The organism is Longimonas sp., assembly GCF_046498435.1.
Taxonomy (GTDB): domain Bacteria; phylum Bacteroidota; class Rhodothermia; order Rhodothermales; family Salinibacteraceae; genus Longimonas.
Map to the genome: position 1 here is coordinate 1 of NZ_JAWOAR010000089.1, position 11,456 is coordinate 11,456.

Annotated in this window: 5 protein-coding genes, 1 tRNA gene and 1 pseudogene; 6 read left to right on the forward strand and 1 reads right to left on the reverse strand. The window is 60.7% G+C overall.

Going from position 1 to position 11,456, the window contains the following annotated elements; translation table 11 throughout:
- Positions 1 to 984 precede the first annotated feature (984 nt).
- Complete coding sequence (locus R6U20_RS03790) at positions 985 to 1,431, reverse strand: thiol-disulfide oxidoreductase DCC family protein (protein WP_410336544.1); 447 nt, start codon at positions 1,429 to 1,431, stop codon at positions 985 to 987.
- 336 nt (positions 1,432 to 1,767) lie between these two features.
- Here R6U20_RS03790 and R6U20_RS03795 point away from each other — a divergent pair.
- The 6 genes and pseudogenes from R6U20_RS03795 to R6U20_RS03820 all read left to right on the forward strand — a co-directional run.
- A tRNA-Asp gene (locus R6U20_RS03795) sits at positions 1,768 to 1,841 on the forward strand.
- A 79-nt stretch (positions 1,842 to 1,920) separates the two neighbouring features.
- Complete coding sequence (locus R6U20_RS03800) at positions 1,921 to 2,757, forward strand: ZIP family metal transporter (RefSeq protein ID WP_410336540.1); 837 nt, start codon at positions 1,921 to 1,923, stop codon at positions 2,755 to 2,757.
- A gap of 234 nt (positions 2,758 to 2,991) precedes the next feature.
- Positions 2,992 to 4,101, forward strand: coding sequence for a 3-dehydroquinate synthase (gene aroB, locus R6U20_RS03805; protein WP_410336541.1), 1,110 nt, complete (start codon positions 2,992 to 2,994; stop codon positions 4,099 to 4,101).
- A gap of 78 nt (positions 4,102 to 4,179) precedes the next feature.
- Complete coding sequence (locus R6U20_RS03810) at positions 4,180 to 8,964, forward strand: translocation/assembly module TamB domain-containing protein (protein WP_410336542.1); 4,785 nt, start codon at positions 4,180 to 4,182, stop codon at positions 8,962 to 8,964.
- A gap of 61 nt (positions 8,965 to 9,025) precedes the next feature.
- Positions 9,026 to 11,146: a ribonuclease R gene (rnr, locus tag R6U20_RS03815; protein ID WP_410336543.1), complete on the forward strand. Its 2,121-nt coding sequence runs from the start codon at positions 9,026 to 9,028 to the stop codon at positions 11,144 to 11,146.
- Between the two features lie 107 nt (positions 11,147 to 11,253).
- Positions 11,254 to 11,456: pseudogene (locus R6U20_RS03820) on the forward strand (hypothetical protein); the annotation flags it as partial.

Consider the following 11,456-nt stretch of genomic DNA (forward strand, 5'->3'; position numbering starts at 1 on the left):
TTCGTACGGTGCTACTGCTCTGTCAACCCTCATTTTGATGGCTGCTCTGCAATCACCCTCCCACGAAGCCTGTCATGGTGAGCACGCGACGCACCGACAGCTGTCGGGTATGTGTTTAGCGGGCCTCAATGATCGCCCGGGATATCCGCACCCCAGGAGTACTCGGTCGCGGTGCTCCCAGCGCTCCGCTCCTGATCCCGGGCTAAGGGAATTCCATAGCCGGGGACCGCTTGCGTCCCCGGCGCCCTATGAGCCGAATGCTATCGGAACTGCACGCGTCCCGGGCTACAAGTCGCTAAACACGTACGCTGTCGGTGCGGAGCACGCCGAACCATCTCGTCGACGCTCAGCGGGGCGATAGGCGATTGAACGGCCCTGCCAACCTTGGGGAAGATCTTTATTCACTGCGTTCCTCAGTCGCTTCGCTCGTGTCAGGACTCCTACCGACGGCTGTCGGTATCCGCTCAAGATGACAGCATGTAAACGGGGCATGTTGTAACCCACACATTGACTGTTGACACTATGCTACGTTTCACAGAAGTGTGTGCTCTATATGATTGTACGGAATCCCTCCCCCTAAATCCCCCTCCTCTGAGGGGGACTTGAGGAACGCGTTCCACGGTTTCTTCCTCCTCGGGGAGGACGGGTAGGATGGAGGGGAATCCACCCGGCAATCCCCAAAACCATTGTTGAGATCACTTACTGCTGTGTCACACGTCAATCTTGGGGTAGCGACGTACCCCCTATCAGACGCACTTGAGCTTTCCTTGACACCAATGCGACCCCTGTCGGGGGAAAGATCTCCCTCCGAGGTTGGCAGGCCCCTTGCCTCGCCGTATCTGCCGAATGCCAAGGAGCTGGTTCCGACGACAGGGGGCGGGATGACAGGACGCTGGGGAGCGGTGCGCCTTCTGAACCCATAGCACACAACCGCTCTCAAAATCGATCTCCTATTTGCAGCGCCCGACTTGAGGTGTAATGCCGCTACGCGCGCGATGCCCCATCAGGCGTGTCGGTGTCATCGATAAACAGCGCCTGTAGCTCAGGAGTGGGCAGGCGGCACTGATTGCGCGTGCCAAACCAGTCGTATCGGTTGGCGGCAATCCTGCGGTACACGGCATCACGCAGAGGGCGCGGCACAGCCTGAAACACCGACAGAAGCGCCCATGGCATTCCCAACTTCCGAAACACCCGCAACGCGGCCGTAGACTCGCGGTAGAGGCGTCCGTTTTCGACCAGCACTACGCTATCGAGCACCTCCGGGTCGTACCCTTCCGACCGCAGAAACGACCGGGCGGGCTCGCGCTGCAGCGTGCCAAACCGAAAGTACCGGGCCTCGTCGTGGTCAATAATGAAGTTGATGAAGCCATTACATAGGTTGCACACCCCGTCAAAGAGCAGCACCCCACGATTGAAGCTGAGCGGACGAATGCGCGCTGCCCCATTAACTGATGCCGCTGTTGTAGATGCGGTTGTAGATACAGAAGAAGCCATAGAATCCCACCCGGTTTTCTATTCGAAGGATACGAGGTGCTGCACACGCAGCAGTTACCTCTGCGCGTAGAAGGCGTATTGATTTTACGTCATACTATGTGCTATCGTACATACCTATCGTACATACCTTAGGCTGGATGCGAAGATTCCCGATGATTCCCACAGGCTGACAGCCATCTATCGCAGCCATCTATCAAAGCCCATTCGCTGAAACTTAGATTCGGCCACAGGAACAAAGCATAGCGCCGCCCTTTTTTTGATACGCTAATCGACGGTCCGGTAGTTCAGTTGGTTAGAATGCTGCCCTGTCACGGCAGAGGTCGCGGGTTCGAGTCCCGTCCGGACCGCCGCTTTTGTAATCGCCTCAGGCTGCCCGGTGCAGGTTGAGGCGTTTTTACATGCCCCCTGCTGTACTCGCTTTTCTGCATGGATGTCTCCGCGTTTCTTGCCCCGCTCGAATCGCTGTCCCCCTTAGCCCAGGCATTTGTTGCCGGTCTCCTAACGTGGGGCGCCACAGCCATTGGCGCGGCCTTTGTTTTTTCGGCGCGCACCGTAAACCGGCGTTTTTTGGATACAATGCTTGGCTTTGCTGCCGGCGTCATGATTGCCGCCAGCATCTGGTCGCTCATTGAGCCGTCCATTCAGATGGCCGAAGCCCAGGGCATGATTGTATGGCTCCCTGCCGCCGTTGGGGTACTGGCAGGAGGCGGTGTACTCCGCCTGGCTGATGCGATCATTCCACACCTGCACAGCGGTGCTCCGCTAAGCGAGGTCGAGGGCATTAGCACGTCGTGGCAGCGCGTTACGCTGCTGGTAACCGCCATCACGCTGCATAACATCCCCGAAGGCTTAGCCATCGGCGTAGCGTTTGCCGCAGCCGCGGGCGAAGGCGGCCTGGCTGCGGGGGCGACCCTGGCCGGTGCCGTGGCCCTTACCATTGGCATCTGCCTACAAAACCTGCCCGAAGGCATGGCGGTAAGTCTTCCCATTCGAGGCGAAGGCTACTCGCGCCTTCAGAGCTTTGGCTACGGCCAACTCTCGGGGCTGGTATATCCCTTTGCCACCGTTTTGGGCGCTGCAACCACGCTATTCATCCGCCCGCTCTTGCCGTACGCCCTCGGTTTTGCCGCCGGAGCCATGCTCTATGTCGTCATTGAAGAGCTTATTCCCGAGTCGCACCGCCACGGCCATGCCGACCCCGCCACGCTCGGCGCGCTTGTCGGGTTCACCGTTATGATGGTGCTCGACGTAGCACTGGGCTGATACCAACTCTGCATGCTTCGTTGGTGTATGGACGTGTGGACGGGTGGAGGAGTACAACTTCCATCCATCCATCCATTCGTACGTCCATTCGTCCGTCCATACCCACACCAGGTCGAAAGGCCGACTGACGAAGTCCATCCGGTGTTATGCAGAGAAGCGATCTCACAACGGGGCACCCGGATTGGTATGACCCGGTGCTCTTCCCTCTGCTTTGCTTCTATGTTTCCGCCCGATATGCCTACCTCCCGCATCCGCCCCGACGCGCTTTCAGTGGATACCGACGTGCGTACGTATCCGATACGATTTGTGCATCTGGCCGAAGTGCCTGCGCATCTCAACAACCTGGGCTTGCATGGCCCCAGCGTTGTGCTCATTACCGATGAGAACGTAGCCGCTCACTATCGCTCGCCGCTCGTGCATGCCTTTGAAGAGGCAGGGTGGACGCCTCATGTGGTGGTGGTACCGCCCGGCGAAAGCAGCAAGTCGATGGCCCAGTTGGAGCAGCTCTACGACACGCTGCTGCCGCTGGAGCTGGAGCGCTCGACCCCGGTGTGCACACTGGGCGGCGGGGTGGTGGGCGACCTTGGGGGGTTTGCGGCGGCCACGCTGCTGCGCGGGCTCCCGTTGGTGCATCTGCCTACCTCGCTGCTGGCCCAGGTGGATAGCTCCATCGGCGGCAAAACAGGCGTCAACCACGCGGTGGGCAAGAATCTCATTGGCAGCTTCTACCAACCGCATGGCGTGCTGGTTGACCCCGAAACCTTGCACACGCTGCCGGCTCGCGAGTGGATCAACGGCATGGCCGAGGCAATCAAGCATGGGCTTATTGCCGACCCGGCTCTTGTCGATTACACCGAGCAGCATCTGACAGCCATCTTGGGCGATCATGACCTGAGCGCAACCGTGCCTGCTGTGCGTACCGCCATGCACATTAAGGCCCAGATTGTAGCAGAAGACACCCGCGAAGCCGGCAAGCGCGCCTGGCTCAACTTTGGCCATACCTTTGCCCACGCTATTGAGCAGGTAGCCGGATACGGCACGGTAGCCCATGGCGAGGCGGTGGCGCTCGGCATGCGTGCCGCGCTGTACCTGTCGCACCGCCGCGCTCCGCAGGCGCTTGACCACGCCCGCCTCGACGCACTTCTGGCCATGTTGCCCACCCCCGACGTGTCAGCCCTTTCGTTCGATGCACTGTGGACGGCCATGCGACACGACAAAAAGACCCAAGACGGCACCATCCGGTTTGTGCTCCTGCATGCGGTAGGCGACCCCTTTGTGGCAAGCGACTGCTCGCGCGCCTCTGTGCAGCGTGCCTGGGATTTCGTTCAACAATCCACTGCATAGCCGTATCGTGCTGAATCCAAACAACGTGCTCGTCGTGTACACGATGTCTGTGCTGTTTACCCTCGGCCTGTTCTATTCGTGAGCCGCTCGCCTTCGTCCTCCTGGTTTGGCCGCGTAGCTACTGGCATCCTCACGCTTTGCCTGCTGGGGCTGGTGGTTTTCTTTGGACTTACCCGCACCGAGGTCGGGCGCGACGGGCTTCGCCTCCAGCTCGAACGGCAGTTCAACGCTCAGTTTGAGGGAAGCCTGCATATCGAGCGGCTCGATGGTAACCTCATCAACACTCTCCTTGCCCGTACTGTGCAGGTGCGCGATCCGAATGGGCGCGTGGTCGCACAGGCGGATTCGGTGGTCTTGCGTCCCACCTGGCAGACCCTCTTAAATCGCACACTTACGCTGCGCTCGGTGGATGTGCATACGGTGCATGTGCTCGCCGAGCAGACCGAGCACGGCATGCCTTTAACGCAGGCCTTCCAGCGTACGGGTCCGCCAGGCGATGGCGCGCCCCTTAGCTTCTCGATTCCGCACTTCCGCCTGCACAATGCCCACGTCACAACGCGCCACGACGGGCCGCCTCCTGCTGCCATTGCCAACGGCTGGATGCGCGACCTCCTCAACACGACGTTCGAGTTGCCCCGCGCTGAAATGGATGTACAGTGGAGCGAAGCCGAGCGCCACGTTGACGTTGCCCTGCGCCGGCTTGCACACCCGGCCTCGTCGCTGACGGTGGATGCACTGGACGCCCGACTCGAACGCACCGAGGCCGGCTGGGCGCTTCAGCCCGTCACACTCTCCACGCCGGGCTCCTCGATGCAGATATCGGGCCGCTGGAGCGATACGCTGTCTGCCGAGGCCCCGTTTGAGCTTGCCATACAGGCCGACCCGATCGATTTCGAGGAGTGGGGCCGTCTCTTGCCTCGCCTGCCTAACCAGGATCCTGTTACGATCGATGCTCACGTGCAGGGCCCGCTCTCAGACCTAACCGTGGAGACGCTGCAGATCCAACACAACGGAGCCACCTTAAGCGCCGAAGGCACTGCCGTGGGCTTCCCGAACGATATTGACGTGGAGGGTACCCTGCGCGCCGAAAATATGACGCGTGATGTGGCTGCTGCATGGGGAGCCCGTCCGCTGCCTGCTGCGTTGGGCGACGTGCTCCCGCTTTCCGGCGAAGCATACGGGCGCGGCCAGGTGCGCGCAGCGGCACAACCTGAACGGCTCACCGACTGGCGGCCTGGCTCCGCCAGAGGATCCATTGAGGTGGACCTGGCATCGGATGTTGGCCAGGTAGCGGCCAACGCCGATCTGGATTGGGCTGCTGGCGATCCGCTCGCATATGATGGCACGCTTGACACCGAAGAACTCGCGCTGGGTGCGTTTTTGCCCAACACCGTTCCCGAGCCGACCGTCCTCACAGGGCGCGCCACCCTCTCAGGCACGGGCACCGATGCACGCACAGCCACCGCCAACGCCGACATCGAACTCGCTCCGTCGATGGTGGCTGGCGGCCCTCTGCAAGGCGTGCAAAGCCGCCTCACATTGAACGAAGGCACCTTCAGCGGCACCACCACCTTCGTGCAGACAGCCATGCAGCAGCTTACCGCTACGTGGGAACTGAATGCATCAGACACCACCACGCTTGATGCCACGCTCGACGCGTCCGCACTCGACACCAGTCCGTGGATGAATCGCTGGCAGCAGACCGACTTCACCGGTACGCTCACCGCCCAGGCCACGATCGGAGCTGGAACGCTGCAAGCAGGCACGCTCAACCTGACTGTCGACTCGTCGTCGGTCACGCCACACCCGAACGCGGAGATGGAGACCGAAATGGATGCCGAGTCGCGTTCGCTTCCTGAGCATACGATCACGGCGCAGTTGTCCCCTCCTTCGGACACAACACGCGGCGTGCCTCGCCTGTTTGTGGGCGGCGATGTGCTCTCTATCATAGCAAACGGCACCGGCTGGACGGCTCCGCGTTTGCAGCTGCTTCCGGCCTGGGCCCGCGCTGTAGCCTCCACCATCGCGTACGAACACGCCGCCGATGGAATCCCCACGCCCGATCTGGGTACAGCGCCATCGCTTCAGCCAGCCTCAGAAGTGCGCGCGCCTTCCACTCCTACCTGGAATCCTCCTGCCGAAGCCGACGGCGCGTTCTCGTTGGAGAGCACGATGCAGCTGCATCGCCCCGAGGTGCTGCGCGCCTGGCTCCCCCAGGCTCCCGACACGGCCGACAGCCTCGCTGTGCAGACCGAGGTCTATGCCAGCCCCGATTCGATGCACACCAGCCTGCATCTCACCGCAGCCACTCTGCACATGGGTCCCGTGCAAACACGCGACGTAGACGTTCAGCTCGACGTGGGAGCCGACAGTGCCGGGCCGCTTCCTGAACGCCTGCGCCTGCGCACCGAAAGCAAGGCCGACATGTTCACCGCACCGGCGGCCTCTCTCTTCGAGCCTACGCTCCACTTTGCGTATGAACAACGCCAGGGGCACCTCTCCTTTGCCACAGCACAGCGTAACAACACCGGTCCGATTCGGCTGGAAGCCGACCTGCGTGCCTTCGATCTGCGCAACGAACTGATTATTCAACACATCAGTGCCACCGCAGGCCCCCACGAGTGGCGCAACGCGGCACCCAGCACATGGAGGCTCTACGCCGATCGCATGACGGGCATGCCCCTGGAGCTTACCAGCGATGCCTCGCTCCCCAATCAGGAGGTGGAGCAGTCGATTATCATCGATGGGCGCTTCTCACCCGACCCCGAGGACAAGCTCAATGTGGCGCTGAACAACGTGCAGCTCTTGCCGCTGTCGCAGCTCGCAGGATGGTCGCAACCTCTTGGAGGCGAGGTCAACGGCGATCTGCAAGTCGCAGGCACCTGGTCTACCCCGATAGGCACCGGAAATATCGATATTGCCCAACTCTCCTTCGACCGGCGTCTGATCGGAGACCTCTCAGCCACCACGCGTTACATTGCGGGCGATCCAGAGCTGGAAATGGCGCTCTCTATCACTCCCTCGCCAGACGTAGAAGAGCCCGACGACGCCACACGGGCGCTTGTGCCCGATGGCATCCAACACGTTGTTGAGAACCGCCTGGATCTGGGGGGACGCCTGCGCATTGCCGAAACCGCTCCGGGCTGGGACGACGACGAGTGGATCGATCTGACGCTCGACATCGAACGGGCTGATCTGTTTTTCTTCGACTTTATCTTTGCGGATGTGCTCAGCGATATCGAGGGCGCTACGCAAGGCACAGGCAGAATCACCGGGCGCTGGAGCCGTCCGGTCTTCGATGCAGACCTGACCGTAGACGGTGCATTTTCGATTCCCCGCTTTGGCCTTTCGTACTCGCTCGACGGCCCCGTTCAGGTTGACCGCACGGGCATCCACCTGCAAGACGCTCAGCTTGCCGATGGCGACGATGGCACAGCCGAGATCGGCGGAAGTATTCTCTTCAATGACTATCAGTTCTTCTCGTTTGACCTGGAAAGCAACGTCGATAACCTCACAATTATGGACGTGCCACGGGCCAACGACTTGCCCTTCTACGGGTTTATCCGCGCCTCGGGCCCCCTGGAACTTACCGGCCCGCTCTCAAACACCACGCTCACCTCAAACGATGCGCGCACCTCCGAAGACACGGAAGTCTTCATCCCCGTTGTTGAGGAGGCAGGCGGCTCCTCCAGTGGCTTTCTTATCTATGCGGATTCGACAAGCCAGCTATTTGACTGGAATGAGCTGACGCAGCGCTCCAACATCTTTTCCGACCGACCTGCTGGCGAAGCCTCTTTTCTGGATGGCATGGAGATCGACCTAAATGTTGAGGCCACACGCGGTGGGCGGCTCCACATCGTGTTTGACGCTCTGGTGGGCGATGTCATCACGACCGAGGCCACCGGACGCGTACAGCTTCAGCGCGAAGACGGCGAATTCTCTATCTTTGGCTCGATGGATGTGGTGGGCGGCACCTACCTGTTTACCGCTGGCGAGGTGTTTGTCCGCCAGTTCAGCATCAACGAGGGGACGCTCTCGTGGGATGGCGATCCGATCAACGCAGAACTCGACATCGACGCAGCGTTCCGCACACGCGCTTCGCCTGCCGGGCTGCCCGGCTTTTCGGAGCGCAGTGCCCGCATTCCCGTCGTGATTGACCTGGATATTACCGGCCGCGTGGAGACGCCCGAGGTGGCGCTCTCGCTCTCGCTCGACCGCGACCAGCGCGACCAGCGCATCGGCTCACAGACGTTCGATGCGCTCCTCAATCAGGATGCCCGCATGACCGAGTTTGCAACCAGCGTGCTTCTGACCAACACCTTCCTGCTCACCACCGATAACATTGCAGGCAACGGGTCTGGCCCCAACGAACCCGGACGGCTGGCGAATACCGGCGGCCAGCTGGCGTTCAACAGCGTATCGCAGCTCGTGTCCAGCCAGCTAAACCGCTATCTGAGTGAGGCCCTCCCGAATGTAGACATTAACGTGGGTGTACAGGGCGAAACGGCCGATGATCTTGATATTATCTATGGCGTAGCCCTGCGCCTTTTGGATGAACGGCTAATCATTCGCGGCGAAGGCGTGTATACAGGCAATGACGAGTTCCGCGCCCAACAGTCAGGGCCCCAGGGCGAGTTCGCCGTGGAAGTCCGGTTGAGCAATCAGGTGTCGATGGAGGTGTTCTACCGCCGCATAGGCGATGACCTTACCCAGGGCCAAACGCTTACCAGCACGACCGGTGTTGGGCTGTTCTATCAGACTCAGTTTCGCACATGGGGCACACTCTGGCGGCGCATTCTGGGCCGCGATCTCCCCGACGCCTCCGACGAGGAGGCCGACGACGAGACCGACAGCGACTCCTGAATAGCGGCACGGGACTCAAACCTATTTTGTTGTTGTCTTTTTTCCTTACGACGTTACCCCGTTGTCTACTTCTGTTTCCCCCTCTCCGATGCGCCAGGCGATCCTGTCGTTTCTGAAGGATCATTCCAACGAGTCATTTCACGACCACGAAATTGCTCAGGCGCTCGACCTCGACGATAATCAGCGCTTTCTGCAATTTGGCCGCACCCTCGAACGCCTGGTTGAGGCCGAGCTTCTCGAACGCGACGGCAACAAGTTCACCCATAAGTCCATTGAGCGCGGCACGCTGGGCGTACTTAGCGTGCATCCGCGTGGCTTCGGATTCGTGCGCGACACCTCCAGCGATGAAGAGTACTTCATCCGCGAGCCCCACATGGGCACTGCCCTGCATGGCGACCTGGTGCGCGTAGCCGTGGGGGCCCAAAAAAGCCCCGACAAGAAGCGCGAATGCGAGGTGCTGGACGTCGAAGAGCGCCGCCGCACACGCGTGGTCGGCACATTCCGTCCGCAGGGCTCGCATGCCATCGTGCAGCCCGACGACAATCGCATCCTGCAAGATGTGATCGTTGCGAAGGATGCCTACAACGGAGCCAAGAACGGCAACAAAGTGGTCGTGTCGATCGACCAGTTCACCGACCGCCGCGCCTCCCCCGAAGGCCGCATCCTACAGGTGCTGGGCGATGCCGACGACCCCAACGTGCAGGTGCTCTCACTCGCCATGAGCATGGACGTGCGCACCGACTTTCCCGAACCGGTGCAGCGCGAGGCCGATGCCATCCGCACTTCAATTCCGCAGTCCGAGATTGACCGCCGCCACGACCTGCGCGATGCGTTCATCTTTACCATCGACCCGGACGATGCGAAGGACTTCGACGATGCGCTGCACATCCGCAAAACGGGTAACGGGACGTGGGAGGTCGGCGTGCACATTGCCGATGTAAGCCACTACGTAGAACCCGATACAGCGCTCGACGACGAAGCCCTGGAGCGCGCCACCAGCGTATACCTGGTAGATCGGACGGTACCCATGCTGCCCGAAAAGCTGTCGAACCAGGTGTGCTCGCTGCGTCCGAATGAGGATACGCTTGCGTTCTCCTGCATCATGGAACTCGACAAGCAGGGCACGCTGGTTGACTACACATTCGAGGAGACGGTCATCCACTCGAAGCGCCGCCTGACGTATGATGAGGCCCAGGCGTTTATCAACGGCGAAGATCCTGACGATGAGGCCGCCCTGCCGGTGAAGCGGGCGCACTCGATCTCCAACCTGCTAACGAATAACCGCATGGAGGGTGGCGGCATTGACTTTGGCACCGACGAGGTCAAGGTGGTACTCGATGACAAAGGCCACCCCACCGATGTGGTCGTAAAGGAACGCCTTCCGGCCAACCGGCTGGTCGAGGAGTTCATGCTGCTGGCCAACCGCACCGCCGCGCGCCATGTGGCCGATACCGACAACCCCAAGCCGTTCATCTACCGCATACACGACACGCCCGATGCCGAACGCATCCAGAAGCTGTCGAACTACGTAGAGATCTTCGGCCATACGCTGCCCCTCACCGATGGCAATGCCACCCCATCCGACCTGGGTGCACTTATCGATGCGATTAAAGACCAGCCGGAAGAGGTCGTTATTACGCGAGCGGCCCTGCGAGCGATGTCAAAAGCGGTCTACTCGACCAAAAACATCGGCCATTACGGGCTCAACTTCCCATACTACACGCACTTTACCAGTCCTATCCGGCGCTATCCCGACCTGATAGTACACCGCCTCTTGAAGCGGTACCTGAGCGGGGGCGACGCAGCCGACCCGGAGCGGCTGGAGGAACGCTGCGAGTATTGCTCCGAAAAAGAACGCGACGCCGAGAGTGCCGAGCGTGAGTCTGTCAAACTGAAGCAGGTCGAATATGCCCAGGCGCACATTGGCGACACGTTCGAGGGCGTTGTGAGCGGCGTTACGAAGTTTGGTGTGTTCGTAGAGATGAATGACCTGCTCGTAGAGGGCCTGGCTCACGTGCGCGACATGGACGACGACTACTACGTCTACGACGAAGAGACGTACACCATGCGCGGCAAGAACAAAGGCACCACGTACCGCCCCGGCGATACGGTAAACGTGCGCATTGTGAGCGCCAATACCGATAAGCGCGAAATTGACTTGTGGCTCCTCAACGATAACTAATGCCACCGCATCCACGCCTCATCACAGAGCCAACCGGCTCCGAGGCACAGATGCTTTGCAAAAGCGATGTACAAACGCGAAACGGGCTGCGTATCCTTCTTGGGGATATGCAGCCCGCTCTTTTTGTTGAGGATAGCTACCCGCACACAAGGCGCGTCGTGGACGTGCTGCGTCGCGAGAACGACCGGATCGAGCGGTTCACACTCGACAACGGACTCGAATGCCTGCTCAAGGCGGATGCCTCCGCCCCGGTGGTGTCCGTCCAGTTCCGTATCGGCTGCGGCTCGATGCACGAGGACCAATACCTCGG

Bases quoted from the DNA above. Each gene is read 5' to 3' on its own strand.
- R6U20_RS03800 (WP_410336540.1), top strand. From the start codon at position 1,921: ATGGATGTCTCCGCGTTTCTTGCCCCGCTCGAATCGCTGTCCCCCTTA.
- aroB (WP_410336541.1), top strand. From the start codon at position 2,992: ATGCCTACCTCCCGCATCCGCCCCGACGCGCTTTCAGTGGATACCGAC.